This window comes from Micromonospora sp. NPDC047521 (genome assembly GCF_055587305.1).
In genome coordinates this window covers 548,610-574,667 of sequence record NZ_JBVJGN010000003.1, presented here as the reverse complement: position 1 = coordinate 574,667, position 26,058 = coordinate 548,610, and the positions used below count along the sequence as shown (strand labels likewise).

Below are 26,058 nucleotides of genomic sequence, written 5' to 3'. Positions count from 1 at the left end.
TAGGCTCGTCGCATGACGACTGCCGGACAGCACGAGACGGTCGAGAACAGCCCTGTCGGCTGGGTCGCCGAGCACATCCAGCGATACGTCGAGACCGATGGCGCGGACGGAGGCACCTTCCACGGCGTACCCTCGCTGCTGCTCACCACGCGCGGACGCCGATCGGGCACACTGCGCCGCACCGCGCTGATGTACGGCCGCGACGGCGACGACTTTCTGCTGGTGGCGTCCAACGGCGGCTCGGCGAAGCACCCGGCCTGGTATCTGAACCTCAGCGCCGACCCGACTGTCGAAATCCAGGTCGGCGCGGAACGGTTCACCGCTCGCGCCCGCACGGCGGACGCCGGAGAGCGGGCGCGACTGTGGCCGGCGATGACGAAGGTCTTCCCGACGTACGCCCGCTACCAGAAGGGCACCGACCGCGAGATCCCCCTGATCGTCGTCGAACGCGCAGCCGGGGACGTTTCCGCGATCGACTGATTCTCGCGCCCGTCGATGAGCGCTATGGTGACCGAAGGTAAGCGTCTCATTCGCACTCCGCAACGGAGGGTCGCCGTGCGCCGCATCGTCACCACCATCGCACTACTCGGGGCGTCGCTGTTCGTGATGCTGGCGCCGACGCCGGCAAGCGCGGCGAGCACCGTCGAGGTCACGTCCGCGACCCTTGTCGCGCGAGGCGTCGCCGTCGAGATCACCCTCACGGTGACCTGCCCCGCCGGCGTGACCGGCGGCACCGAACTGATCGTCAGGCAGCGGTCGGGCAACACGGTCGCGTACGCCTCCGGCTGGGCACCCGTCTCCTGCACCGGCGAGCCGCGCACGGCGACCGGCCGAGCGTGGGTGGCGGAGGGTGGGCGCGTCCTGCACAACGGCGAGGCGCTGATCAGCGGGAACGCGGAGCTGTGCGGTCCGGATGGCTGTGCCTACACGACCTTTGAGCAAACGGTTCGCATCACCCGCTGACCGAGGGCCCACCCGCGGTCAGTTTCCCAGCGCTCGCACCTTTGCGATCGTCTCCTGGACGTGCTGCTTGGCGGGCTCGCCACCCTGGGACGCCTGCGCGAGAGCCTGCCGGTACGCGTCGATCATGCCGATCAACGGGCCGGCGGCCACACCTTCCAGCGCCCCGGCGACGAGCGCCCGCGCCTCGGCCGCGTCCTGCGCTGCCGCTGCGGTCTTGGCCTTCGCCTCGTCGAGCTTCTGCGACGCCGCCGCCAACCTCGCGATGATCTGTGCTGCGCTCACGCGCACCCTCCCCGTGGTCGACCATCGCCTCCACCACCGCACCGGCGGAGACCACATCGGAGCGTACGAGATCCGCGCACCCAGCGCGACCGCGTGATCGCCCGGCCGTCACCCCGACGGCGGTGAATCTTGGACAGTTTCCGTTCACACGGGACGGAAACTGTCCAAGATCTCGTGCGTTCCAGCGCAACTCGCGACACTCAGCGCTCGGCGACGAACACTCCCACCCCACCGACTCCCTCAACCAGGCCCTCGATCTTGAGCGCGTTGATGGCCTGACGAACGACGATTGCCGAAACGTCGTGCTGACGGCACAACTCGGAAGTCGAGGGCAGCTTGTCGCCCGGCGCGAGTTCACCGGACTTGATCTGAGCGCGGATGCCGTCGGCGATCAGCGCCCACTTCGCTTTGGCGGGCATTGGTGTCTCCCAGGTCTGCCCCGCCATTCGATCACGAGCAACTTTGTATAGCAAGCAATGTGCGAAGAGTGCTTGCGCATACATGACCTGTTATATAAGCTCTCTCTCGCCGGCTCCCAGGTCTGCAAACCCGGAGTTGGTTCTTCCCCACCGCAGAGAGCGCCCGGCCGGTCGGTCCCCCCGTCCGGCCGGGCGTGCCGGGGCATGCCCGCACGCTGCCCCGACGCAAAGAACCTGAGCAAGGAGACGGACCCGACGGGAGCCCTCGATGCCCGATCGACCCGACGAACACCCGAGCGACCCCGTACCCGAACAACGCCACCGGCTCGTGTCCGATCAGGACGTCGAGGACGCCGACGACACCCTCTTCGCCCATCCACCCAGGGTGGTGCGTCGTTGGCTCTGCGGGTGCGGCGCTGACTACCCCTGCACGGAGGTGCGCTTCGCACTCCTGGTCAAGTCCACGGCGGAGGCGGGCGAATGACGGCCGACACCGTGGACGACCTACGCGCCGCCTGGTTGGCCACGATCGCCGCCGCCGACCGGGCCGGCGCGCACCTGCACGGGGCGGGGCCACCCGGCCGGCGGTTGCCCTGGCAGGACGCGGTCACCGAATGCTGGCGGGCGCTGAGCCTCGTCTACGCGGGCTTGGCCGCCGACCGGGGCACGACGGAGGGGTCGGTTGGCGAACTGCTCGCCGGCCTGCGGGCGGCACGCGTCGACGCGGACCGGGCCGCCGCACTGGCCGCCCGTGTCCGCTGGCGGTTGGGTGCGACCGAGGATCGGCTGCGGCGTACCGGAATCGTGGCGGAGGCGGTCGCGGCCCGGCATTTCGCCGCGGCCATCGCCCGGTTGGACCTGGTCGCCGCCCGGCTCGCGGTCGGCGGCTGCCGCATCGACCGCTCAGTGGCCGCGTTGACCGGCGAACCCACGCCGTGACCTGCAAGCCGGCGGCACCGCCCACACCGGACAGACCCGACAGCATCGGTGACGCGACCAGCACCAACGCCGGCACCGACGAGATCGCGCACGGCTGTCACGCGGCGAGCGCCCTGGTGATCAGGCGACGCCGACGAAAGATCATCAGGGGGACGCGATGGTGACCGATCCGCACGCGGCGCTGCGCAGCCTCCTGGCCGGACGGCTGCGCGGCCACGAGCGGCGTTTGCGCCGGTTCACCGAGGCGGACTGGCTGCGGTACGCCGATCTGCTCGCCGGGGCGCTGCTGGTGGCGGTGCGGCGGCGGTTCGTGGCCGGGCAGGATCGGGCGCCGGTGATCCGATTCGTGGCGTCCGCGCGGGAACGCTACGACGTCACCGGGCATGACGTCGACCCGGTGCTGGCCGAGGCGCTGGTCTGGGCGGCCCTCGGCGAGCGCCCACCCGTGCCGGACGGCGCGGCGGCGACGGTCGCGCGGACGGTGCTCCTGCTCGGCCTGCTCGAAGACGAGGGACTCACCGACAGCGAGCGTGACGGCGTGCTGGCTGCCGCCGCCAACGCCACGGCCCAGGGCGTGGTTCAGGAGCAGTGACGGTCGACAGGCGAAATCCGGGGACGATGCCACGGCGGAAAGCGCCGTAGACTCTGCCGTCAGCACTCGGACAGGGGGCTGACCACGTCGCCTGCCCGGCCGGTAGCTGAGGGAGCGACGGGACATGGCACCTGAGAAGACACGACGCCGGTGGGTGGTCATCGGGCTGTCCGGCGGTCTCGTCGTCATCGCCGCCCTCGTGGTCGTCGTCGCCGGCGACAGGTCGGGCCTGCGGTCCTCCTCCTCGGCGGCGCCTGCCCCCGGCCCGGCCTCCGCCTCCGCGGCACAGCTCGCCCGGGCCTGCATCGCGCGGACCAAGGGCGAGGAGGCGGTGGCGTACTTTCAACGCGACATCCCCCCGGGCCGGTGGGGCGACCGGGTACGCGGCACCGCCTCGACGACCAGCGAGCCGTACGTGCTGTGGCTCTTCGACGCCGACTGCACGGCGCACCGGGCGATGGAGGTGCCGCCGCGGACCAGCCGTACGTTCACGGCCCAGGTGGGTCAGGTCTGGTATTTCGCCGAGGCGTCCGCCAAGGAGCCCGGCGACGGCTGCGCCTGTCGCGTCTTCAGCCCGTCGAGCAGCGGCGAGCAGAGGTTCAGCGACGCCGGCAGCATCACCTACCACCTGGAGTAGGCGAGGCCGGTGGACGCCCGGAAGCTCAACGGATGCCGGCGGCGTGCAGCCGCCGGGTGGCAGTGGGATCGATGCAGACTCGCAGCTCTGAATCGGAACCCAGCGCCCCACCACCGGTGAACGCGTCCGCCAACGCTCCGACGACAAGCACCGGCACCAACAGTGTCCTGACCAGCATGACCCAGCTCGCCTTGAGACCGACCCGACCGCCGTCCTTGATCCGCACGAGCTGCGTGCCGGTGAGGACCCCGCCGAGCGCCCGGCCGTTGCCGAAGCACAGGCCGTACACCAGCGGCACCACGACGAACAACGAGAGCACGACCACGGCGAGAACATCATCGGAAAGGGGCATCGACCTGTGCACCAGGGCCACGGCGACGATCCCCACCCCGACCCCGAACAGGTAGACCGTGAAGTCGATGAGCCAGGCCAGGAACTGACGTCCCCCGCCCGCCCGTACGTAGAGGGCACCATTGTCGAACGTCGCGATCCGGCTGGCCTTTCGCGCGCCGAGCACCCCCTGCGCGTGTGCTGCGGCGGCCTCCACTCGGGTCGTTCGCTGGCTCGTCGCGTGCACTGCCACAGTTGTCTCCTGTCGTTCGCCGGCATCGTAATGGCCGCTGGCACATGGCCTGTCGACAGGCCGGACGGCGCCCAGCTCAGCGCAGGGTGCGGAACAGCAGCAGGTAGGCGCAGTAGCCCATCGGCACCAGCAGGAAACAGATCAGGAACCCCAGCGGCAGGTAGCGCGGCGGCGTGCCGGCGACCATGGCGGGCCTCCCCCACCGGCCCAGCACCAGGTAGCCGCCGAAGAACGCCAACGCCGGCAACCCCGCGCAGATCCACGCGCCGAGCGTGAACCCGTCGACCAGGCCGATCCCGGAGGCGACCACAAGCGTCAACATGAGCACCCCGGCCGCCGCCCCGCACCCGGCGTAGACGGCGACGGCCCGGGCCAGCGGCGACCACGTCGGCAGTAGCGCCGGTCGCTGGGCCAGCAGCTCCGCCTGGTGCCCGTGCCGGTCCGCCTCGTCGGCCATCCGCCGCGCCAGCTCCAGCTCGGTGGCCGGGTCGACAGTCGCCGCGCGCTGCGCCGGCACCCCGGCGCCCGCCGGGCTCACCGCGGTCGGTAGCGCCAGCCGCGCGTCGGCCGCCGGCAGCTGGGGGTACGCCTCGACACCCGCCCGCCCCGGCGCGCCGGCTGCGCCGTCGGGTCCGCCGTCCCCTGGTCCGGGTGCGTACGGCGGACCTGGTGCGGTGGCGGCACCGGCCGGGCTCCACGGGGTGCCCGCGGCTGCGGGCGGGCTGGACGGCGGCTGGTCGATGCCGATGGCGCGGCCGAGCTGGTCGAGGCGGTGCCCCTGGGCGGTCAGCCGGTGGTGCAGGGAGTCGACGGCGGCGTGCAGGTCACGGCGGCGTTCGGACTCGGCGGCGGCGTGCTGTTCGCCGGCTCGGCGCTGCTCGGCGAGCTGTCGGGCCAGCGCCGCGTACTCCTCGAAGGACACCGTCAACGCTCCCCGTCCGCTTCGTGCCCGTCGCCGGCGAACGGCACGATCAGTCTGGTGCGCTGGTCGTGCCGGTCGACAAGCAGCGCCCGGTCGGCGCGCGGCGTGTAGGCCAGGTCGTGGACCCCGAGGTGCAGGGCCAGTTCGGGGCCGGGCACGTTGAGCGCGACCAGGCACGCCACGTCGTCGCGGTTCTGGGTGCCGCCGAGGTCGTCGGCGAGCCGGCGCAGCCCGCGCCACCAGCCGAGCAGGTGCACCCCGTGGGCGGGGCCCTGGCGCAGCAGGGTGTGCAGGTCGTCCAGGCCGGAGCGGAAGCTGACCGGGTCGGCGGCCCCGAGCACCGGCGCGGCGGCGTCCATTCCGAACACCACCAGGTATTCGCGGCCGGCGGGCTCGGCGGCCAGCTCGGCGATCCGGTCGCGCAGCCCGGTCGCGTCGACGCGGCGGACCGGGTGGCCGGCGGCCCGCAGCGCGGCGTCGGTCTCGTCGGCGACCGGGTCGGCGGCGGTGACAAGCGACGCCAGCAGGAACCGGGCGTCGCCGGGGGTGTGCTGGCGGGCCAGGCTCAGCGTCGCGGCGCGCAGCACGTCCGCCCCGGTGGCGGCGGTGCCCACCACGGCGAGGTGCCGGCCGGGGGTGCTGTCCATCAGGAACAGCGCTGTGGTGCCGTGCACGTCGACGGTGCGGCCGACCAGGGCCATCGGGCGTCGGCCGCCGGGGCGCAGACCGGTGAAGGTGGGGTCGTCCTCGACCCGCGCGGCCTCGTACCCCTTGAAGACCGCCGGTGCCCGCGAGCCCGGCGGGCGGGCCTGCCACAGCTCGTGGCGCAGCGCGGCGAGGTCGGCCGCGGCGGCGTGCGCGTCGGGGAAGCGCAGCACGGTGTCCGCGCCTACCGCGCCGGCGGCGGTGTTGACGACGGCGGAGCCGATCGGCAGGGCCGCGGCGGCGTCGTTGAGCTGGTCGAGCACCCCACCCCCGCCGGGCAGCGCCACCCGCAGCGCGAACTGCCCGAAGATCGCCTCGGCGCGGCCGTAGAGCGCCTCGATGCCTGTCATGCTCTGGCTGGCCAGCACCAGGTGGACGCCGTAGGAGCGGCCCTTGCGGGCCAGCTCCTCAAGCAGGTCGACGGACTCGCGGGCAAGCGCGTCGTTGCCGGCGAGCAGCACGTGGAACTCGTCGATGACCGCCACGATGCGCGGCAACGGATTGTCCCGGGGCAGGTCGGCGAGCTTGGTGACGCCGTGCCGTTTGAGGGCGGTGGCCCGGCGTTGCGCCTCGCGGCGCAGCTCGCGCAGCACGGCCAGGCCGTACTCGCGGTCGGATTCGATGCCGACGGCGCGGGCGTGCGGCAGCCAGGACGGGTCGCGTGTGGTGGGCACGAACTCCGTGAAGCTCACGCCCTCCTTGAAGTCGAGCAGGTAGAGCTGCAACTCGGCAGGCGAGTACCGTGCGGCCAGCCCGTAGAGGACGTCGAGGAGGAAGACGGTCTTGCCGGCGCCGGTGCGCCCGCCGACCAGCCAGTGGGGGGTGGCGTCGTCGAAGGCCACGGTCAGCGGGGCGCGGCCGGCCCGGCCGACGACGGTTCGCAGACCGTTGCCGGCCGACTCGGCCCAGCGCCGCTCGGGCAGCAGCTCGGTGAACGGCAGCGCGTCGGTGCGGCGGGCGGCGGCGCCCAGGTGCTCGGCGAGGGCGCGTACGGATGCGGGCGGCGGGTCGCCGTCGAGCAGCACGGGTGCGGCGAGGCCACTGCCGTCGGCGCTGAACGGTGTGCCGGGCGGGTCGCCGACCTGCGCGTACCCCTCGACGAGTCGGATGGCGGTGGTGCCGCCCAGCGGCGGCGCGGTCTCGCCGGGCAGCCGGGACGGGTGGCCGGCGAGCAGTACGCAGACGGCGGCGGACGGGCCCGCGTGGGTGAGCGCCGCGAGGCGGGCAAGCTCGCGCGGCGCCGGTGAGGCGGTGGCGACGACCACCAGCAGGTGCCGGGCGGCGGGGTCGGCGTGCTGCGCGGCGCGGGCGTGCCGCTCGGCGGCGTCCAGCAGCACGGTCACCTCGGCCTCGCCGGTGGCCGGCGGGTCGAGCACCCCGGCGTCGAGCAGCGGGCGCAGCGGGCCGAACGTGGCGCCCAGCGCGGCGGTGTCGATGCCGGCGACGCGGACCTGCCCGGGCGGCGCGGTGGCGACCAGCCGCAGCACCAGCGCCCGCAGCAGCCCGGCGACCCGGGAGTCGCGGGCGTCGGTGTCCAGGGCGAGATGGTGGCCGCCGCCGAGCGGCACGAGCACGGGAAAGCCACCGTCGGGTGTGGACGCCTCGCCGATCCGGACGGCTGCCGGGGCGTCGGTGAGCCCGGTGGCGCCCGGGGTGGGGGTGGCCAGCGCGGCGCCGAGGCGGGCCAGCCGGTCGACCACGTCGCCGGCGCCGACGGGCGCGGCGGGTGCCGGGGCGGCGCCGAGCGCGCCACGGGCGGTGTCCAGGTGTGCGCGGGCCGCCCGGTGGGCGGTGACCGCCTGCCCGTACGCCGACGCGAGCCTGCCCACGCTGTGCCTCCCACGCCACGGCCGTCCGGTTCGCGGAAACCCTAACGGACAGCGGTGACGCCGGCACAGTACCGACCCGCGCGTTGTCCTCGCGGCGACCGACGGTCCGGCATGGACCGCCGGCCGCCGCGGGTGGTGTGGACGGGTCAGCCGGTGACGGCGTTCAGCGCCGGCAGGTAGCCGTAGCGGTAGCCGTCGGCGTCCGGGTGGTACGCCTCGATGATCCCGGAGATGTCGTTGATCCAGGGGTCACCGGCGCAGACGCCGTGCCCGGCGAAGGTGGACCGGGTGTCGGCGAAGGTGGCGCCGGCCGCCCTGGCCCGGGCGGAGGTCACCGAGGCGAGCACGTCGGCGGCCTCGTTGAGGATGGTGCGCTTGTAGGTGCTCATGGCCAGCCAGCCGCAGGACGTCGTCTCGAAGAGCCGCGGGTAGCCGAGCACGATCAGCCGGGCGTTCGGCGCCCGGTTGCGGATGGCGGCGTACGTGGCGTCGAGCCGGGCCGGCAGTGTCGAGGTGGCGAACGCCTTGGCGGTGTTGACGGCGTTGGTGCAGGACGAGGTGCTGCCGAACCGGCAACTGGTGATGACGTTGACGAAGCCGGCGTCGTTCCCGCCGATGGTGATGGTGACGAGTGTGGTGCTGGCGCTGAGGGCGTTGACCTGGTCGTTGAGAACGTCGGCGGTGACCGCGCCGCCGCAGGCCCGGAAGGTGAAGCTGGTGACGCCGTGGGCGGCCGCCCAGAGCGGGGCGTACGACTTCTGGCTGCGCAGGCAACCGGACGTGTCGTACGGGCCGGCGCCGACACCTGAGGAGTACGAGTCGCCGAGCGCGACGTAGGTGACGGCGGCGGCCTGGGCGGTGCCGGGGACGAGCACGGCGCCGAGGGCGGCGGTGAACGCGGCGACCAGCGCGGCCAGGGCGCGGGCCAGCGGGCGGTGGGGCATGACGGACCTCCACAGGACAGGGGGTGGTGGGATCCTGCGACCGCGCGCGTGGCCAGGGTTTGTTACTAGTCGGTAATGCTATCGAAACACGTAGATCAAGGGAATAGCGCGACACGATGCCCCGCGAGGCAGCGACGTTCACAGTTGTCGATTAGGTTGACGGGCGTACAACCCCGATGGAGGGAGTCCACCTCGTGCGACGAGTCCTCACGGCGGCCACCGCCGCCCTGACCCTCACCACCGCCGGCACCATGCTCGCCGGCACCCCCGGCCAGGCCGCCCCGACGGCCTGGGGCCGACCCACCGTCACCGCCGCGCCGCAACCCGGCGCGCCCGGCCTGGGCGACACCTACTTCCCCGACTACGGCAACGGCGGCTACGACGTCGAGCACTACGACGTCCGGCTGCGCTACGAACCGGCCACCGACCGGCTCACCGGCACCACCACCATCCTCGCCACCGCCACACAGGACCTCTCGTCGTTCAACCTGGACTTCCTGCTCGACGTCGAGTCGGTGCGGGTCAACGGCTGGGAGGCGAGCACCAGCACCGCCGGTGTGCACGAGCTGGTGGTCGTACCGGCCCGCACCATCACCCGCGGCCAGCAGCTCACCATCGTGGTGCGCTACGCCGGCGTCCCGTCGCAGACCCTTGTCGGCGGCTACACCGGCTGGACGCGCACCGCCGACGGTGCGCTCGCCGTCAACGAGCCCGAGTCGGCGTGGTGGTGGTTCCCGAGCAACGACCACCCACTGGACAAGGCCACCTTCGACATCTCCGTGTCGGTGCCCACCGGCGTCGAGGTGATCAGCAACGGCGTGCAGCCCCGGCAGCCGATCGCCGAGGCCGGCAACCGCACCCGGTGGATCTGGCGGACCACCTCCCCCACGGCCACCTACCTGGCCTTCATGGCCATCGGCCAGTACGACATCGTCACCGACACCACGCCCGGCGGCCAGCCGGTGATCAACGCGTACAGCACCTCGTTGGGCGCGCTGCGTCCGGCCGCGCGGGCCAGCATCGAGCGGACCGCCGAGATCATCGACTGGGAGAGCGGGATCTTCGGCCCGTACCCGTTCGAGGCGCAGGGCGGCGTGGCCGGGCCGGTCGACGGCATCGGGTTCGCGTTGGAGACCCAGACCCGACCGGTGTACGGCCCGGGCTTCTGGCGGCGCGGCGCCAACACGTACGTGGTGGTGCACGAGAACGCCCACCAGTGGTTCGGTGACTCCGTCTCGGTGGCCGAGTGGCGCAACGTCTGGCTCAACGAGGGCTTCGCCTCGTACGCCGAGTGGCTGTGGTCCGAGGAGCAGGGTGAGGGCACCGCCCAGGAGCTGTTCGACTTCACCTACGGCAGTTACCCGGCCGACGACGACTTCTGGCAGGTGCTGCCCGGTGACCCGGGTGCCGCCCAGGTCTTCGACGGCGCCGTCTACGACCGGGGGGCGATGGCCCTGCACCAGTTGCGACTGGCCGTCGGTGACGACGCGTTCTTCGAGATCCTCCCCGCCTGGACCACCGCGCACCGGTACGGCAACGGCACGATCGCGCAGTTCCAGGCCCTCGCCGAGGACATCTCCGGCCTGGACCTGGACGAGCTGTTCACCACCTGGCTGTTCACCGCCGGCCGGCCGGACGTGGCCACCGCCGCACGTAAGGCGGCCCCGCCAACGGAGCCGAAGTCCTGGGCCAAGATCCGCGAGTCGCACCACCGGCTGTCGCACTAGGCGTCCGGAGTGGACCGGAATAGCCCGCCGCCCTGCGGCGGGCCATTCCGGTGCGCCGGCGCCCCCGGCGTCCCGCGTTCTCGCGGTGCACGGACCTGCGACCGACCACTTCGGTGCTCGCCTGTCGAGCTGCCCCAGAAATGGGGCGATGACGGCGGCCCATATCTGGGGCAGCTCGACAGGGACCGTCGGAGGGCTGTTGCCCTCCCGCAGGTCGTCGCCGGCTGGTTTCACCCACCCGGCCGCGGGCCTGGAGAGGCCCGGTCACGGAGTCGCTGGGACGCCTGTCGCCGCGGCCGTGCTCGCTTCCACGACCCGGATGTGCCGGTAGGCGAACCAGAGCGGAGGGAACGCCCCGACCGCGAAGGACAGGTCGACGAGCGTCCAGAACCAGGGGATGTCCCGGATCGGGCCGCAGATCACCGCCAGCGGGACGATCCCCGCGCAGGCGATCATGCCGACCTGCACCACCCACACGTTGCGCACCGGGTCACGCAGCGGCCCCCAGAACGCCACCGCCAGCACGAGGTGGGCGAAGGCCAGCCAGTCGGTGCCGTAGAGCAGGAACGGGTAGTCCCTGCCCGCCGCCACCAGTCCGGTGTGGACCCGCTCGATCCAGTCGACGAGCGCCGGCAGCTGACCCGCGAGCGGGTCCACGGCGCGCAGCAGCCACCGCACCTCGATCTCCAGCGGGAACGCCGTCGCCCCGCTCAGGAAGAGCCCGATCAGCACGACCCACAGCCACCGACGGGTTCGCCGTAGCCGCTCCTCGATGTCCATGACCGCAGCGTAACGATGATCTTCGTGCTGGTTGGTCCGCCGACCGGTGACCGCTGTCTCAGTGACGCGGTGCCCGTCCGGCCGGCGGGGCGGGTGACCGCCACGCTGGCCGGACGGCCGGAATCCCTCAGCGCACGGCGAGCGGCTGCGCGGCCGGGCCGACCGGCGCCGGCAGCACCCCGGCGCCCCCGAGGTAGCCGTGGATCGCGGCGGCCGCCGCACGCCCCTCGGCGATGGCCCACACGATCAGCGAGGCGCCGCGGTGCATGTCACCCGCCACGAACACCCCGTCGGCGTCGGTCTGCCAGTCGTCGCGGGCGTCCACCGCGCCCCGAGGGTTGCGGGTCACCCCGAACTGCGCCAGCAGCGGCTGCTGCTCGGTGCCCTCGAAACCGATCGCCAGCAGCACCAGATCCGCCGGAAGCTCCCGCTCCGAGCCGGGCACGACTGTGACGATGCGCCTGCCGTCGCGCTTCTCGACTGTCACCTCGGCGATCCGCACCGCCCGCACCTGGCCGGTGCCGTCGTCCACGAACTCCTGCACCGCCACCGCGAAGACCCGCTCGCCGCCCTCCTCGTGCGCCGGGTAGCTGCGCAGAATCCATGGCCAGGTCGGCCACGGGTCCCGTGCCTCGTCGCGCTCGGTCGGCGGCTGCGGGTACAGGTCGAGCTGGTGCACGCCTGCGGCGCCCTGCCGGTGCGCGACGCCGAGGCAGTCCGCCGCGGTGTCCCCACCACCGATGATCACCACATGCTTGCCGGCCGCGTCGATGGGTGTGCCGTCCGGCAGCACCGCCCGCCCCGGCCGCCCCTCGCCTGTCACCGCGACGCCCGGCTCGTCGGTGGCCGACGTGGCCACCGCGCGGTTGGCCGCGACCAGATGCGCCATGGCCTGGTGTACGCCCCGCAGGGCCCGCCCCGGGGTCTCCGGAGTGTCCCGGCCCTGCAACGCCCCGCAGGCCAGCAGCACCGCGTCGTGCTCGGCGCGCAGCTGCTCGGCGGTCACGTCCACCCCGACGTTCACCCCGGTCCGGAAGCGCACCCCCTCGGCGGAGAGCTGGGCCAGCCGGGCGTCGATGTGCCGCTTCTCCAACTTGAAGTCGGGGATGCCGTACCGGAGCAGGCCACCTATCGCGTCGTCGCGCTCGTACACAGTCACCGCGTGACCGGCGCGGGCCAGTTGCTGGGCGGCGGCCAGGCCGGCGGGCCCGGAACCGACGACGGCGACCGACCGGCCCGACGGCGCAGGTACCTGACGCGGGGTGAACCCGCGCGCCGCCGCCGCGTCGGCGATCTCCACCTCGACCTGCTTGATGGTCACCGGCTGACCGCCGGCGATGCCCAGCACGCAGGCCGCCTCGCAGGGCGCCGGGCAGAGCCGGCCGGTGAACTCCGGGAAGTTGTTCGTGGCGTGCAGCGACTCCACCGCGGCGTCCCAGTTGCCGGTGCGGACCAGGTCGTTCCAGTCCGGGATGCGATTGCCCAGCGGGCAGCCGTCGTGGCAGAACGGGATGCCGCAGTCCATGCAGCGGGTGGCCTGCTCGCGGACGAGGTCCTCGCCGGCCGGCGGGTACACCTCGCGCCAGTCGCTGATCCGCACCGGCACCGGGCGGCGGGCCGGCAGCCGCCGGTCGTAGCGCAGGAAACCGTTCGGGTCAGGCACGAGCCACCTCCTGGGCCGCCACCCGCGGGGCGGGCGGCACGGGCGCGGCGGGCGCGCTGAGCGCGCCCATCACCGCGTCGTCGACGTCGTGGCCGGCGGCTTCGGCGGCCCTCATGATCTCCAGCACCCGGCGGTAGTCGCGGGGCACCACGGCGGTGAACTCGGCCACCGCCTCCGGCCACCGCTTGAGCAGCTCCTCGGCGACCGCCGAGCCGGTCTCGGCCACGTGCCGCTGGACCAACTCGTGCAGAAGCGTCTGCTCCTGCTCGCCCAGCGGCGCCAGGTCGACCAGCTCCCCGTTGACCCGGGAACGGTCCAGACGGTGCACGAACGCCATCCCGCCGGACATGCCGGCGGCGAAGTTGCGGCCGGTCGCGCCGAGCACCACCACCGTGCCGCCGGTCATGTACTCGCAGCCGTGGTCGCCGACACCCTCGACGACGGCGACCGCGCCGGAGTTGCGCACCGCGAACCGCTCCCCCACCCTGCCGCGCAGGAAGACCTCGCCCGCGGTGGCCCCGTACAGGATGGTGTTGCCGGCGATGATCTGATCCTCCGCGCGCCGGCCGGGCTCGGCGTCCGCGTCGAGGAACGGCGCTGCGGCGTCCGGACGGACGATCAGGCGGCCGCCGGAGAGGCCCTTGCCCACGTAGTCGTTGGCGTCGCCGTGCAGCCGCAGGGTCACCCCGCGCGGCAGGAACGCGCCGAACGACTGCCCGGCCGTGCCGTGCAGCACGAACTCGATGGTGTCCTCGGGCAGGCCGGCGCCCCCGAAGCGGCGGGTCACCTCCCCGCCCAGCATCGCGCCGACGCTGCGGTGCTCGTTGCGCACCGCCACCTCGACCCGCACCGGTGCGCCCTCGGAGAGCGCCGGACGCGCCAGCGCGATCAGCTCGTTGTCCAGGGCGTGCTCCAGGCCGTGGTCCTGCGCCCGTACCCCGCGCCGGACCGCGCCGGCCGGCAGTTCGGGCAGGTGCAGGACGGGCGCCAGGTCCAGGCCGTGCGCCTTCCAGTGCGCCACCGCCGGGGCGACGTCGAGCAACTCGGACTGCCCGATCGCCTCCTCGATGGACCGGAAGCCCAACTCGGCCAGGTAGCCCCGGACCTCCTCGGCGAGGAACAGGAAGAAGTTCTCCACGAACTCCGGCTTACCTGTGAACCGCTCCCGCAGCACCGGGTTCTGGGTGGCGATGCCGACCGGGCAGGTGTCCAGGTGACACACGCGCATCATCACGCAGCCCTCGACGATCAGCGGCGCGGTCGCGAAGCCGAACTCCTCCGCGCCGAGCAACGCCGCGATCAGCACGTCCCGGCCGGTCTTGAGCTGACCGTCGACCTGCACGGTGACCCGGTCGCGCAGCTTGTTGAGCAGCAGCGTCTGCTGGGCCTCGGCCAGCCCCAGCTCCCACGGGGTGCCGGCGTGCTTGAGCGAGTTCAGCGGGGACGCGCCGGTGCCGCCGTCGTGCCCGGAGATGAGGATGACGTCGGCCTTCAGCTTGGCCACGCCGGCCGCTACCGTGCCGACACCCACCTCGCTGACCAGCTTGACGTGCACCCGGGCGGCCGGGTTGACGCACTTCAGGTCGTGGACGAGCTGCGCCAGGTCCTCGATCGAGTAGATGTCGTGGTGCGGCGGCGGGGAGATCAGGCCCACGCCCGGCGTGGCGTGCCGGGTCCGCGCGATCCACGGCCACACCTTGTTGCCGGGCAGTTGGCCGCCCTCGCCGGGCTTCGCGCCCTGCGCCATCTTGATCTGCAGGTCGTCGGCGTTGACCAGGTATTCGCTCGTCACACCGAACCGGCCGCTGGCGATCTGCTTGACCGCCGAACGGCGGGCCGGGTCGTGCAGGCGCTCGACGTCCTCGCCGCCCTCACCGGTGTTGGACTTGCCGCCGAGGCGGTTCATGGCGATCGCCAGCGTCTCGTGCGCCTCGGCGGAGATCGACCCGTACGACATGGCGCCCGTGGCGAACCGCTTGACGATCTCGGAGGCCGGCTCGACCTCGTCCAGGGGCACCGCCGGGCGGACCCCGGTGCGCAGGGTGAACAGCCCGCGCAGCGAGCCGGCCTGCGCGGCGAGCGCGTCCACCTTGGACGTGTACTGCCGGAACACGTCGTACTGCCGGCTGCGGGTGGCGTGCTGGAGCAGGAAGACCGTCTCCGGGTTGAACAGGTGCAGCTCACCCTCGCGGCGCCACTGGTACTCGCCGCCGACCTCCAGCCGGTCCGAGGCCGCGGCGCCGGCCGGCGGCCAGGCCAGCGCGTGCCGGGCGGCCACCTCGGCGTGCACGCCGGCCAGCCCCACCCCGCCGATCCGGCTGGGCGTGCCCCGGAAGTAGCGGTCGATGAGCCGGCTGTCCAGCCCGACCGCCTCGAAGACCTGCGCGCCGCAGTACGACGAGACAGTCGAGATGCCCATCTTCGACATGATCTTCAGGACGCCCTTGCCGAGCGCCTTGGCGTAGTTGCGCACCGCACCGGCCGGCTCCACCCCGACGAGCGCGCCTGTGGAGATCATGTCCTCCACCGACTCGAACGCCAGGTACGGGTTGACAGCCGCCGCGCCGTACCCGATCAGGACCGCCGCGTGGTGCACCTCCCGGCAGTCGCCGGACTCCACGATGAGCGCCGCCTGGGTGCGGGTCTGCTCCCGCACCAGGTGCTGGTGCACGGCGGCGGTGAGCAGCAGCGACGGGATCGGCGCCAGGTCGGCGTTGGAGTCCCGGTCGGAGAGCACCAGGATGCGGACGCCGTCCTCGATCGCCTCGGAGACGTGCCGGCAGATCTCGGTCAGCCGGGCCTTGATGCCTGCGGCGCCCTCGCGGATGCGGTACAGGCCGGAGACCCGTACCGCCTTGAAGCCGGGCAGGTCACCGTCCTCGTCGATGGAGAGGATCTTCGCCAGCTCGTCGTTGTCGATGATCGGGTGCGGCAGCACGATCTGCCGACAGCTCGCCGCCCCCGGGTCGAGCAGGTTGCCCTCCGGCCCGATTGTCGACGCCAGGCTGGTCACCAGCTCCTCGCGGATGGCGTCCAACGGCGGGTTGGTGACCTGGGCGAAGAGCTGGTGGAAGTAGTCGTAGAGCAGCCGCGGCCGGGTGGACAGCGGCGCGATCGGGGTGTCCGTGCCCATCGAGCCCAGCGGCTCCGCGCCGGTACGCGCCATCGGCGCGAGCAGGATCTTCAGCTCCTCCTGCGTGTAGCCGAAGGTCTGCTGGCGGCGGCGTACCGAATCGTGGGTGTAGACGGTGTGCTCGCGGGCCGGCAGGTCGTCCAGCTCGATCAGCCCGGCGTGCAGCCACTCACCGTACGGCTGTGCGGCGGCCAACTCGGACTTGATCTCCTCGTCGTGCACGATCCGCCCTGCGACGGTGTCGACGAGGAACATCTTCCCCGGCTGGAGCCGCCCCTTGGCGACCACGTGGGCCGGGTCGAGGTCGAGAACGCCCGCCTCGGAGCCCAGCACGACCAGACCGTCGTCGGTCTGCCACCAGCGCCCCGGACGCAGCCCGTTGCGGTCCAGCACCGCGCCGACGATCTCGCCGTCGGTGAACGCCACCGACGCGGGGCCGTCCCACGGCTCCATGAGGCTCGCGTGGAAGCGGTAGAACGCCCGCTTGTCCGGCTGCATGCCGGGGTCGTTCTCCCACGCCTCGGGGATCATCATGAGCACCGCGTGCGGCAGGCTCCGCCCCGCCAGGTGCAGCAACTCCAGCACCTCGTCGAAGTTCGCCGAGTCGGAGGCGCCTGGCGTGCAGACCGGGAAGACCCGGCGGATGTTGCCTGGCACGTTCGGCGAGCGCAGCAGCGCCTCCCGAGCCTGCATCCAGTTGCGGTTGCCCCGGATCGTGTTGATCTCGCCGTTGTGGGCGATGAACCGGTACGGGTGCGCCAACGGCCAGGACGGGAACGTGTTCGTGGAGAAGCGGGAGTGCACGAGCGCGATGGCGCTGTCCACCCGCTCGTCGCGCAGATCCGGGTAGAACGCCGGCAGCTGGTCGGGGGTGAGCATCCCCTTGTAGACCATCGTGCGGCTGGACAGCGACGGGAAGTACGCAGGCACGCCCCGCTCGGCGGTCTCCCGCTCGGCCTGCTTGCGCAGGCAGAACGCCACCCGGTCCAGGTCGATGCCGCTCAGGGCGGAGCCGGCCCGACCGGCCGGCGAGTCGGTGAGCCGACGCGCGGCCACGAAGACCTGCCGGACCCGGGGCATCGCCGCCAGGGCGGTCTCGCCGAGCTCCTGCGGGTCGACCGGCACGTCCCGCCAGCCGAGGAGGTCGGCACCCTCGACAAGCGCGTACTTCTCGACGACGCGCCGGGCGCGGGCCTCGGCGGCGTCGTCGTCGGGGAGGAACACCAGACCGGTCGCGTACTCACCTGCCGGGGGCAGCGTGACACCGGCCACCGCGCGCAGGAACGCGTCCGGGACCTGGATCATGATGCCCGCGCCGTCGCCGGTGTTGGGCTCCGCGCCTCGGGCGCCCCGGTGGTCCAGCCGGCAGAGCGCGCCGAGCCCGTTGGCGACGACCGCGTGCGAACGCCGACCGTGCAGGTCCGCCACGAAGGCCACCCCGCAGGCGTCGTGCTCCTGCGCCGGGTCGTACAGGCCCTGGGCGGACGGGCGGGGGTCGGGCGTCGGGGACGCCTGCGGGCTGAGCGGGTACGGCTGTGACTTGTGCGGGTACGGCTGAGCCACCGGGCCTCCTGTCGTCACTCAGGTTGGATCATGATGGGGACGACGTCGGCCCGTGGGTCTATTGAGTCTACGTTAGGGCTGCGGCCGCAAGGCCAGTCAAGATTGATCACACCGTCCAGAGTCTGGGACGTGTAGTCTCGCGCGGTGGATCCGCTGCATCAGGACGTCTTCGACCGGTTGGAACGCTTCTACGACGCGGTGCCCCGCGACGTCGCCCTTGCGCAGGAGTACGGCGGGCTGGTGTTGTTCGTCCGCGAAGGCGCCGGTTGGCCGTTCTACGCCCGCCCCCGCCTGGACGCCACCGAACCGCCGTCGCTCGCCGACGTGACAGCCGTACGCGAACGGCAACGGGAACTGGGCCTCCCGGAGGCCTTCGAATGGGTGCACGAGACCACCCCGCAACTGCTCGCGGTGGCCCGCTCGGCGGGGCTGAACGTGCTGGAGGCGCCGCTGATGGTGCTCGACCCGGCAGCCCTGCCCGATCCGGCGACGCTCTCCGACGTACCGGTGCGGGTGCTGGCGGCGGACTCGCCCGACTTCGCCGCCGACGTGGCCGCCCGGCGGGCCGTCGCGGCCGTGGCGTTCGCCGCCGCCGGCACCGCGCGCGGCGAGGCCGGCCCGGCCGAGCGGGACGCCGCGGTCACCGGGCTGGAGTTGGCCGCGCTGGACGAGGAACGGGTCCGCATCGCCGACGGCCGACGGATCTCCGCGCTGGCCTGCACGGTCACCGAGGGCGCCCTGGCCAGCGGGATGGCGATGCGTGTCGACGACGTCGCGGAGATCGCCGGCGTGGCGACCCTGCCGGCCGCCCGGCGGCGTGGTCTGGGCGCCGCGCTGACCGCCACCCTGGCCCGGGAACTGCTCGCCGCCGGCACCGAACTGGTCTTCCTCTCCGCGGGCAGCGACGAGATCGCCCGCGTCTACCTGCGGGTCGGCTTCCGCCGCGTCGGCACCGCCTGCATCGCCGAGCCCACCGCCCTGATCGGCTGACCGGCGGCGCGGGTCACGCCGGGGGCCGCCACTGCGCGGCCGAGGCCGAGGCGCTGGAGAGCAGACGCGAGTTGATCGTGCCGAGGGCGGCGTCACGGGCCCGCAACGCCAACCGGCCCCGCGCCTGGAGCACCGCCGACATGCGTCGGGTCTGCCGGACCACTGTCGCCGCCCGTGGCCGACGCACCCGGTCGTACGCCTGCACGGCGTCGGGCAGCCGGGCCTCGCGCAGCAGGGAGGCGAGCGTGGCGGCGTCCTCGAAGGCGAGGCAGGCGCCCTGCCCGAGGTGCGGCGGCATGGCGTGCGCCGCGTCACCGAGCAGCACCACGCCACCGGGCCCGACCGGGAAGCCGTACGCGCGGGGCAGCGGACGCAGCTCGCGGACCTCCTGCTGGACCAGGTCACCGGGGTCGGTGGCCTCGAGCAGCGCGCCGATGGGCTCGGGCCAGCCCGCGTACCAGCGGCGCAGCAGCGCCAACTGCGTCTCGGGCGGTTCCGGGCGGGGCGCTCCGGCGGCGGTGGCCACCCAGTAGATGCCGCCCCTGCTGGAACCGCCGGACGAGCCGCGCTCGCCGAGCGAGGCGGCCACGAACCGGTAGCCCGCGCCGAGGACCTCACCGGCGACCGGCTGGTCGGCGGGCAGCCGGGGTGCCCGGTACCAGGGAATGACGGCCCGCCAGGCGGCGCAGCCGGAGCTGACCACCCCGGACTCGGGGGCGAGCTGGCGGCGGATGCCGCTGTCCGTGCCGTCGGCGGCTACCACCAGGTCGGCCTCGATGGTGTGCCGGCCGTCGCTGACCGCGGGTCGCTGGCCCGGCTCGACCCGGACGTGTCGCACTGTCACGCCGGTGCGCAGCTCCACTCGGTCGCCGAGCCCGGCGATCAGCGTGTCGTGCAGATCCTCGCGGTGCACCACCACCGGCATCCGGTCGGCCGGGACGGGGCGGGGCTGCACCAGCCAGTGCCCGTCCGGCCGGCGGACCCCGCCGTCAGGCAGCGGGGTGGCGATGGCGGCCAGGCCCGCGCCGAGGCCCAGCGCCTGAAGGGCGCGTACGCCGTTGGGCCACAGCACCACGGCGGTCGGCTCGGGGCGTACCCGCTCGGCCCGCTCCAACAGGGTGACCTGCCAGCCGGAACGCGCCAGCGCGCTGGTGACCGCGAGACCACCGACTCCGGCGCCGACCACCACCGCGCTTCGCATCGGTGCCGCCCCCGCTCAGCTGTCCCGGTCGGCGGGACGCGCGCCTGTGGCGTCGGCCCGGTCGTCGCGGGTCTGCGGCGTACCGTCCCCCGCCTGGTCCCCGGTCGAGGCGGCGTCGTCGGCCGCGTCGACCGACTCGTCGGCCGGGCGGTCGTCGTCACCGGCGGACCCGGCCGGCAGGACACCGCTGTCCCGCCAGGCGTGGTACTGCTCTTCGCTGACCACCTGGTACCCCTCGGGGGCGGCGGTGCGCGCCGAGGCCTCCCGCGCGGAGAGGTCGACCTGGGACAGGTCGGACGTGCCGGTAGGCGCGGGCGTCGCCGCCGCACCGAGCGGGATCAGGAACTCCTGGGGGCCGCGCACCCGGACGAAGTAGATCAACGCGCCGAGGAAGACCAGGGCCGCGGTCCAGACATTGAGGCGTACGCCGAGGATCCGGTTGGCCTCGTCGGCGCGCATCAGCTCGATCCAGAACCGGCCGGCGGTGTAGCCCATCACGTACAGGGCGAACGCCCGACCACGGCCGAGCTTCAGCCGACGGTCGAGGATCAGGACCAGTGCCACCACGCCGAGGTTCCACAGCGCCTCGTACAGGAAGGTCGGCTGGTAGAGGCCCGGTTCGAGGATCGGCTGACCGGCGTCGTCGCGCAGCGCGTGCCCGGGATTGTCCGGGTCCATCCGGTGGATCTCCAGACCCCACGGCAGGGTGGTCCGGCCACCGAACAGCTCGTTGTTGAACCAGTTGCCGACGCGACCGACCGCCTGCGCCAGCGGCAGACCGGGGGCCAGGGCGTCGGCCACCACACCGAACGGGATGCCGAGCTGCCGGGCCGCGATGAAGGCGCCCACCGCGCCGCCGGCGACCGCGCCCCAGATGCCGAGACCACCCTCCCAGATGGCGAACGCCTTCATCGGGTCGCCGCCCGCGCCGAAGTACTTCTCCGGGGAGGTGATCACGTGGTAGATCCGGGCGCCGATGATGCCTGCGGGCACCGCCCAGACGGCGATGTCGAGCACCGCGCCGGGGGCGACGCCGCGCTGACGCAGCCGACGCTCGGTCACCCAGCAGGCCAGCACGATGCCGGCGATGATGCACAGCGCGTACGCCCGGATCGGGACCGGCCCGAGCTGCCAGACAGCGGTGCTGGGACTGGGCAGGGCCGCCTGGGGGGACAGCGAGGCGTAGGTCACGGGTGCACACGCTACCGCTGTGCACCCCCGAAGCGGCACCCCGGGCCGCCCTACCGGCAACCCGGTGACTTCTGGTTTGCACCGCCGTAGGCTCTTTGTCCATGAGCGCGCTCACCTGGGCGGTCGCCGCGGTCGTCACCGACGACACCGGACGGGTGCTGCTCTGCCGCCAGGGTCGGGGCGAGCGACGGTACGCCCTGCCCGGTGGACGGCTGCGTCCGGCGGAGAGCCCGGTGCGGGCGGCCCTGCGGGACATCCGCGCCGAGACCGGCTGGGAGATCGAGCTGGTCGACCTGGTCGGCGTCTACCACCTGGCCGCGCCGGGCACGGGTACCGCGCCGGCGGGGCGGGCCGGGCCGCTGCCGGACGTCCTGGTGCACGTGTTCCGGGCGCGGGTGGCAGGTGTCCGACCCGCCGCCGACCCACCACCTGGTTGCCGGCTCTCCTGGCATCCGCCCGCCGCGCTGCCCGAGGCGGTCACCCCGCTCACCCGGGCAGCCGTCGACGACGCGTCGGCCGGCCGCTCCGGTGTCCTGCGTGATGTCCCCTGGGCACCCGGCCCCGTCGGCGTCGCGCCGCCAGCGGCCCGCGCCGCCGACGACGGGTGGTCCGGAGTCGGGCAGCCACCGGAGCAACGCGGCGAGACGGCGGATCCGTCCCTGCGACCCTGACAGCGCCGCGCTGGGCGGGAGACGGCTCAGCGGACCGGGTTGCGGACGCCCTCGGCAAGCTCGGCGCTGAGCGTACGCAGCGCGGCCAACCCCTCGGCCTCGGACGACGCGTCGAGCACGCACCGGACCAGGGCGCTGCCCACGATCACGCCGTCGGCGTACCCGGCCACCGTCCCGGCCTGCGCGCCGGTGCCCACACCCAGGCCGACGCCGACCGGCAGGTCGGTGACCGCGCGGGTCCGGGAGACAAGCGTCGGGGCGGCGTCGGAGGTGTTCGTCCGCGCGCCGGTCACGCCCATGACCGCCGTGGCGTAGACGAAGCCCCGGCAGTGCTTGACGGTCATCGCCAACCGGGCGTCGGTGGACGACGGGGAGACCAGGAACGTGCGGTCCAGCCCGTGCGCGTCCGAGGCGGCCAGCCACTCGGCCGCCTCGTCGGGGATGAGGTCAGGCGTGATCAGACCGGTGCCGCCGGCGGACGCGAGGTCACGTGCGAAGACGTCCACGCCGTACCGCTCGACCGGGTTCCAGTAGGTCATGGTGACCACCGGGGCGCCGGTGGCCGCCACCGCCTCGATGACGCGCATCGTGTCCGCGGTGCGTACGCCCCCGGCCAGCGCGATGTCACTGGCCTTCTGGATGACCGGCCCGTCCATCACCGGGTCCGAGTACGGGATCTCGACCTCGATGACGTCCACGCCTGCCTCGACCATCGCGGTCATCGCCGCGATGCTGCCCTCGACCGTCGGGAACCCGGCAGGCATGCAGCCGACCAGCAACGCGCGTCCGTCGGCCCGGGCCTTGTCGAAGGCCACCCCGATCCGGCTCATCTCACCGCTCCTTGTCGAGGATGCCGAAGTAGTCCCCGGCGGTGTGCACGTCCTTGTCGCCCCGCCCGGAGAGGTTGACCACGATGGTGGGCTCCCGGCCCAGCTCGGCGGCGAGCTTCGGTGCGAGGGCGACCGTGCCGGCGAGCGCGTGCGCGCTCTCGATCGCCGGGATGATGCCCTCGGTGCGGCAGAGCAGCTCGAACGCGGCCATCGCCTCGTCGTCGGTGACCGGCAGGTAGGTGGCCCGCCCGCTGTCGTGCAGCCAGGCGTGCTCGGGCCCGACGCCCGGGTAGTCCAGCCCCGCCGAGATCGAGTGCGACTCCAGCGTCTGCCCGTCGGCGTCCTGGAGCACGTACGTGCGGGTGCCGTGCAGCACCCCGGCCGACCCGCCGGTGATGCTGGCCGCGTGCCGGCCGGTCGCGACACCGTCGCCGCCCGCCTCGAAGCCGTACAGCCGCACCGCCTCGTCGGGAACGAACGCGTGGAAGATGCCGAGCGCGTTGGAGCCGCCGCCGACGCAGGCGGTGACCGCGTCCGGCAGCCCGCCGGTGAGGTCGAGGCACTGCTGCCGGGCCTCGTCACCGATGCCCCTGACGAAGTCACGGACCATCGCCGGGAACGGGTGCGGCCCCGCCGCGGTGCCGATCAGGTAGTGCGTCTCGTCGACGTTCGCCACCCAGTCGCGCATCGCCTCGTTCATCGCGTCCTTGAGGGTGCGCGACCCGTTGGTGACCGGGACGACAGTGGCGCCGAGCATCCGCATCCGGGCCACGTTGAGCGCCTGCCGCTCGGTGTCGACCTGGCCCATGTAGACCACGCACTCCAGGTCGAACAGGGCGGCGGCGGTCGCGGTGGCCACGCCGTGCTGGCCCGCGCCGGTCTCGGCGATCACCCGGGTCTTGCCCATCCGCTTGGTGAGCAGCGCCTGCCCCAGCACGTTGCGCACCTTGTGCGCGCCCGTGTGGTTGAGGTCCTCCCGCTTGAGCAGCACCCGGGCGCCGACCTTCGCGGAGAACCGCCGGGCCTCGTAGAGCAGCGACGGCGTGCCCGCGTAGTCACGCAGCAGCGCGCCGAACTCGGCCCGGAAGGACTCGTCCGCCATCGCCGTACGCCACGCCCCGTCGAGCTCGTCCAGCGCGGCCACCAGGGCCTCGGGAACGAACCGACCGCCGAAGCGGCCGAAGTGGCCGGCGGAGTCGGGCTGCGGGCCGGCCACCGGGGCCAGCGCGTCGGCGCTCATCGGAAATCCTCTCGGTGGGGCGTCACACCGGTGCGGCTCAGCGCACCGGCCGGGGCGTCGCCGGGTGGTTACCGGCGTTGACCAGTTCGGCGACCGCCTCGCGGGGGCTCTTCTGGGTGACCAGGCCCTCGCCGACGAGGACCGCGTCGGCGCCCGCCGAGGCGTACCGGATCAGGTCGTGCGGGCCGCGGACGCCGGACTCGGCGATCTTGACGACGCTGCTGGGCAGGCCCGGCGCGATCCGCTCGAACACCGACCGGTCGACCTCCAGGGTACGCAGGTCACGGGCGTTGACCCCGATCACCTGCGCGCCGGCCTCCAGGGCCCGGTCGGCCTCCTCCTCGTCGTGGACCTCGACCAGAGCGGTCATGCCCAGCGACTCGATCCGCTCGAGCAGGCCCATCAGGACGTTCTGCTCCAGGGCGGCGACGATCAGCAGCACCAGGTCGGCGCCGTGCGCGCGGGCCTCGTGGATCTGGTAGCTGGAGACCACGAAGTCCTTGCGCAGCACCGGCACGGTCACCGCGGCCCGCACGGCCGCCAGGTCGTCGAGCGAACCGCCGAACCAGCGCCCCTCGGTCAGCACGCTGATGGCGCGGGCGCCACCGGCCGCGTAGTCGACGGCGAGGTCGGCCGGATCGGCGATCTCGGCCAGCCGGCCCTTGGACGGCGACGAGCGCTTCACCTCGGCGATCACCGCGACGCCGGGCTTACGCAGGGCCGCGTACGCGTCGAGCGGCGGCGGCGCCGCAGCGGCCAGTTCACGGATCCGCTCCAGCGGAACCTGCTCCTGGCGCCGGGCGACGTCCTCGCGCACGCCTGCCAGAATCTCGTCGAGCACGCTTACGGACGCTGCCTGACCGGCGTCGTCCCCCTCCGCGTGCGCATGCTCAGCAGTCACCAACGGACTCCCCTCTCCGGGCGTCATGGGCCGATGCTAGGGGCAGGGGGCCGACCCCGGACGCCGGGGGTATGGCGCTGCTCACGAAAAGGGCTGCGGCATAATGGCCGACCTGCCGTGAACGGGATGTCACGCAGCGCCACCTCCGCCATCGATCGTGGTCACACGGTGGGAGCCCGGCGCTCCCGGCGAGTCAGCCGACCCCCCGATCATGCCACCGACCCCGGACCGGCGCTCAACTGCAGTTACGCCTGTCGATTCTGTGAGCAAGCTCAAGGCCTAACGGCCCATCCCTGGTCGGAGCCGGGACGGGACAGTTGACCGGGCGGTCACCACTGCGAAACGTCAGCCGGTCAGCATCGTCCTCGGGCAGACTCGATGGCGCGCCTGCCCCGACCGCCGTCAACTCCTCGTGCGAGGTGACCATGAACATTGCCGAGCCGACCCCCAGCATCGGGCTGACCACCATCTCGCGGACCGTGGCGTCGCTCGCCGTCGGTGTCGTGCACACGCTGGAACGGGCAGTGGTCGGTGAGGGCCGGATGCGCACCGCGCGCGGCAACGCCTGGGAGGCGGTCTGCGCCGACCGGGCCCGCGCCGACAAGCGTGCAGAACTGGACCGCCTGGTGGCCGAACTGACCGCCGCGCGAGCCGCCGCTCGCCGGACACAGCGGGACCGTCAGCCGGTCGGCTGACAGCGGCCGACGGCCGGCCTCAACCGGCCGTCGGATCCTCGCCACGGTCCAGCGCGTCCCAGGCCTCGGTGGTCCGACGACCGGCCATCGGCGTGGACGAACCCCCCGGACCGGGCGCCGCCGGCGCGCTGTCCGCGACAGTCCGTGACGGCCGCTCGTACCGCGCGCCCATCGCCGGCCAACCACCGCCACGCAGCGCCGTCCACCCCCCGCCCACGGCGGCGAGCAGGCCGCCGAGCAGGCAGAGGGCGGGCCACTGCCGGCTCACCACGCCGTCCAGGTCAGCGACCAGGCCGTACCCACCGCCGGCCGCCACGGCCAGGCCGAGCACACCGAGCAGCCCGCCGAGCAGCCGCCGCACCCGGCCCCGGGTCGCCAACAGCGCGCCACCGCCGGCAAGCGTGACCAGGGCCAACGCCGGAAGCCACGGCAGCAGCGCGGCGCCACTGCGGGTATCACGCACCGGCGGCAGCGGCGCCGGGCGCACGGTCAGCTCCAGCGACCAGCTCCGGGTCGCCGCCCACAGCGCCAGGCCCGCGCCCGCCACACAGAGCAGCACGGCGTACGTCAGCTCGCGCCTACCCACCCCGGACCGCCCGCCCTCCTCCGACCGTCCGTGGCCCGTCATCGGGCCGGCCTTTCGTTCGCGACTGCGGGG

Annotated in this window: 25 protein-coding genes; 10 read left to right on the top strand and 15 right to left on the bottom strand. The window is 73.4% G+C overall.

The window, feature by feature from the left end:
* Positions 1–12: 12 nt before the first annotated feature.
* Positions 13–480, top strand: coding sequence for a nitroreductase family deazaflavin-dependent oxidoreductase (locus ACZ6N8_RS10365; protein ID WP_466009034.1), 468 nt, complete (start codon positions 13–15; stop codon positions 478–480).
* Positions 481–555: 75 nt separating this feature from the next.
* Positions 556–963, top strand: coding sequence for a hypothetical protein (locus ACZ6N8_RS10360; protein WP_466009032.1), 408 nt, complete (start codon positions 556–558; stop codon positions 961–963).
* Between the two features lie 18 nt (positions 964–981).
* On the opposite strand, the gene ACZ6N8_RS10355 is transcribed toward ACZ6N8_RS10360, so the two are convergent.
* Together ACZ6N8_RS10355 and ACZ6N8_RS10350 are read right to left on the bottom strand one after the other, a co-directional pair.
* Positions 982–1,245 (bottom strand): DUF6244 family protein, encoded by a 264-nt coding sequence (locus tag ACZ6N8_RS10355; protein ID WP_203175910.1) that lies wholly within the window; start codon positions 1,243–1,245, stop codon positions 982–984.
* A 200-nt stretch (positions 1,246–1,445) separates the two neighbouring features.
* Positions 1,446–1,691 (bottom strand): winged helix-turn-helix domain-containing protein, encoded by a 246-nt coding sequence (locus tag ACZ6N8_RS10350; protein ID WP_088949319.1) that lies wholly within the window; start codon positions 1,689–1,691, stop codon positions 1,446–1,448.
* Positions 1,692–1,932: 241 nt separating this feature from the next.
* Here ACZ6N8_RS10350 and ACZ6N8_RS10345 point away from each other — a divergent pair, with 241 nt between their 5' ends.
* The 4 genes from ACZ6N8_RS10345 to ACZ6N8_RS10330 all read left to right on the top strand — a co-directional run bounded on the left by ACZ6N8_RS10345 (position 1,933) and on the right by ACZ6N8_RS10330 (position 3,832).
* Positions 1,933–2,148, top strand: coding sequence for a hypothetical protein (locus tag ACZ6N8_RS10345; RefSeq protein ID WP_400313100.1), 216 nt, complete (start codon positions 1,933–1,935; stop codon positions 2,146–2,148).
* Positions 2,145–2,603 carry a hypothetical protein gene (locus ACZ6N8_RS10340; RefSeq protein ID WP_466009031.1) on the top strand — a complete coding sequence of 153 codons (459 nt, stop codon included), beginning with the start codon at positions 2,145–2,147 and terminating at the stop codon, positions 2,601–2,603. The genes ACZ6N8_RS10345 and ACZ6N8_RS10340 overlap by 4 nt, the downstream gene beginning before the upstream one ends.
* A 157-nt stretch (positions 2,604–2,760) precedes the next feature.
* A complete protein-coding gene (locus tag ACZ6N8_RS10335; protein WP_466009030.1) occupies positions 2,761–3,195 on the top strand; it encodes a hypothetical protein in 435 nt (144 codons plus the stop codon).
* Between the two features lie 124 nt (positions 3,196–3,319).
* On the top strand, positions 3,320–3,832 hold the full coding sequence (locus ACZ6N8_RS10330; RefSeq protein WP_466009028.1) for a hypothetical protein: 513 nt from the start codon (positions 3,320–3,322) through the stop codon (positions 3,830–3,832).
* Positions 3,833–3,857: 25 nt separating this feature from the next.
* Here the strand turns inward: ACZ6N8_RS10330 and ACZ6N8_RS10325 are convergent, their stop codons facing one another.
* From ACZ6N8_RS10325 to ACZ6N8_RS10310, 4 genes are all read right to left on the bottom strand, one after another.
* Positions 3,858–4,415: an RDD family protein gene (locus ACZ6N8_RS10325; RefSeq protein WP_466009026.1), complete on the bottom strand. Its 558-nt coding sequence runs from the start codon at positions 4,413–4,415 to the stop codon at positions 3,858–3,860.
* A 76-nt stretch (positions 4,416–4,491) separates the two neighbouring features.
* On the bottom strand, positions 4,492–5,337 hold the full coding sequence (locus tag ACZ6N8_RS10320; protein WP_466009024.1) for a hypothetical protein: 846 nt from the start codon (positions 5,335–5,337) through the stop codon (positions 4,492–4,494).
* Between the two features lie 2 nt (positions 5,338–5,339).
* On the bottom strand, positions 5,340–7,871 hold the full coding sequence (locus ACZ6N8_RS10315; RefSeq protein WP_466009022.1) for an FtsK/SpoIIIE domain-containing protein: 2,532 nt from the start codon (positions 7,869–7,871) through the stop codon (positions 5,340–5,342).
* A gap of 146 nt (positions 7,872–8,017) precedes the next feature.
* On the bottom strand, positions 8,018–8,815 hold the full coding sequence (locus tag ACZ6N8_RS10310) for an SGNH/GDSL hydrolase family protein (protein ID WP_466009020.1): 798 nt from the start codon (positions 8,813–8,815) through the stop codon (positions 8,018–8,020).
* 194 nt (positions 8,816–9,009) lie between these two features.
* Here ACZ6N8_RS10310 and ACZ6N8_RS10305 point away from each other — a divergent pair, with 194 nt between their 5' ends.
* The gene (locus tag ACZ6N8_RS10305) at positions 9,010–10,542 is read left to right on the top strand and encodes a M1 family metallopeptidase (RefSeq protein WP_466009018.1); all 1,533 of its coding nucleotides are present in this window, start codon (positions 9,010–9,012) and stop codon (positions 10,540–10,542) included.
* Positions 10,543–10,806: 264 nt separating this feature from the next.
* On the opposite strand, the gene ACZ6N8_RS10300 is transcribed toward ACZ6N8_RS10305, so the two are convergent.
* From ACZ6N8_RS10300 to gltB, 3 genes are all read right to left on the bottom strand, one after another.
* Positions 10,807–11,322, bottom strand: a complete 516-nt coding sequence (locus ACZ6N8_RS10300; RefSeq protein ID WP_466009016.1) for a hypothetical protein — start codon at positions 11,320–11,322, stop codon at positions 10,807–10,809.
* A 127-nt stretch (positions 11,323–11,449) separates the two neighbouring features.
* A complete protein-coding gene (locus ACZ6N8_RS10295; protein ID WP_466009014.1) occupies positions 11,450–12,985 on the bottom strand; it encodes a glutamate synthase subunit beta in 1,536 nt (511 codons plus the stop codon).
* Positions 12,978–17,681 carry a glutamate synthase large subunit gene (gene gltB, locus ACZ6N8_RS10290; RefSeq protein WP_466009012.1) on the bottom strand — a complete coding sequence of 1,568 codons (4,704 nt, stop codon included), beginning with the start codon at positions 17,679–17,681 and terminating at the stop codon, positions 12,978–12,980. The genes ACZ6N8_RS10295 and gltB overlap by 8 nt, the downstream gene beginning before the upstream one ends.
* Positions 17,682–17,834: 153 nt before the next feature.
* Between gltB and ACZ6N8_RS10285 the strand changes: the two genes are divergently transcribed.
* The gene (locus ACZ6N8_RS10285) at positions 17,835–18,671 is read left to right on the top strand and encodes a GNAT family N-acetyltransferase (RefSeq protein WP_466009180.1); all 837 of its coding nucleotides are present in this window, start codon (positions 17,835–17,837) and stop codon (positions 18,669–18,671) included.
* A gap of 13 nt (positions 18,672–18,684) precedes the next feature.
* On the opposite strand, the gene ACZ6N8_RS10280 is transcribed toward ACZ6N8_RS10285, so the two are convergent.
* Together ACZ6N8_RS10280 and lgt are read right to left on the bottom strand one after the other, a co-directional pair.
* Positions 18,685–19,872, bottom strand: coding sequence for an FAD-dependent oxidoreductase (locus ACZ6N8_RS10280; protein ID WP_466009011.1), 1,188 nt, complete (start codon positions 19,870–19,872; stop codon positions 18,685–18,687).
* Positions 19,873–19,887: 15 nt separating this feature from the next.
* On the bottom strand, positions 19,888–21,063 hold the full coding sequence (gene lgt, locus ACZ6N8_RS10275) for a prolipoprotein diacylglyceryl transferase (RefSeq protein ID WP_466009009.1): 1,176 nt from the start codon (positions 21,061–21,063) through the stop codon (positions 19,888–19,890).
* 101 nt (positions 21,064–21,164) lie between these two features.
* Here lgt and ACZ6N8_RS10270 point away from each other — a divergent pair, with 101 nt between their 5' ends.
* Positions 21,165–21,734, top strand: a complete 570-nt coding sequence (locus ACZ6N8_RS10270; RefSeq protein WP_466009008.1) for an NUDIX hydrolase — start codon at positions 21,165–21,167, stop codon at positions 21,732–21,734.
* A 26-nt stretch (positions 21,735–21,760) separates the two neighbouring features.
* Here the strand turns inward: ACZ6N8_RS10270 and trpA are convergent, their stop codons facing one another.
* From trpA to trpC, 3 genes are read right to left on the bottom strand one after another with little or no spacing between them, the layout of a single operon-like run.
* Positions 21,761–22,564 (bottom strand): tryptophan synthase subunit alpha, encoded by an 804-nt coding sequence (gene trpA / locus ACZ6N8_RS10265; RefSeq protein ID WP_466009006.1) that lies wholly within the window; start codon positions 22,562–22,564, stop codon positions 21,761–21,763.
* A 1-nt stretch (position 22,565) separates the two neighbouring features.
* On the bottom strand, positions 22,566–23,804 hold the full coding sequence (trpB, locus tag ACZ6N8_RS10260; RefSeq protein ID WP_139585700.1) for a tryptophan synthase subunit beta: 1,239 nt from the start codon (positions 23,802–23,804) through the stop codon (positions 22,566–22,568).
* Between the two features lie 37 nt (positions 23,805–23,841).
* On the bottom strand, positions 23,842–24,645 hold the full coding sequence (gene trpC / locus ACZ6N8_RS10255; RefSeq protein ID WP_334631255.1) for an indole-3-glycerol phosphate synthase TrpC: 804 nt from the start codon (positions 24,643–24,645) through the stop codon (positions 23,842–23,844).
* A 485-nt stretch (positions 24,646–25,130) separates the two neighbouring features.
* Here trpC and ACZ6N8_RS10250 point away from each other — a divergent pair, with 485 nt between their 5' ends.
* Positions 25,131–25,400 (top strand): hypothetical protein, encoded by a 270-nt coding sequence (locus ACZ6N8_RS10250; protein WP_364365977.1) that lies wholly within the window; start codon positions 25,131–25,133, stop codon positions 25,398–25,400.
* Positions 25,401–25,419: 19 nt separating this feature from the next.
* Here the strand turns inward: ACZ6N8_RS10250 and ACZ6N8_RS10245 are convergent, their stop codons facing one another.
* The gene (locus tag ACZ6N8_RS10245) at positions 25,420–26,028 is read right to left on the bottom strand and encodes a Trp biosynthesis-associated membrane protein (protein WP_466009178.1); all 609 of its coding nucleotides are present in this window, start codon (positions 26,026–26,028) and stop codon (positions 25,420–25,422) included.
* Positions 26,029–26,058: the final 30 nt, after the last annotated feature.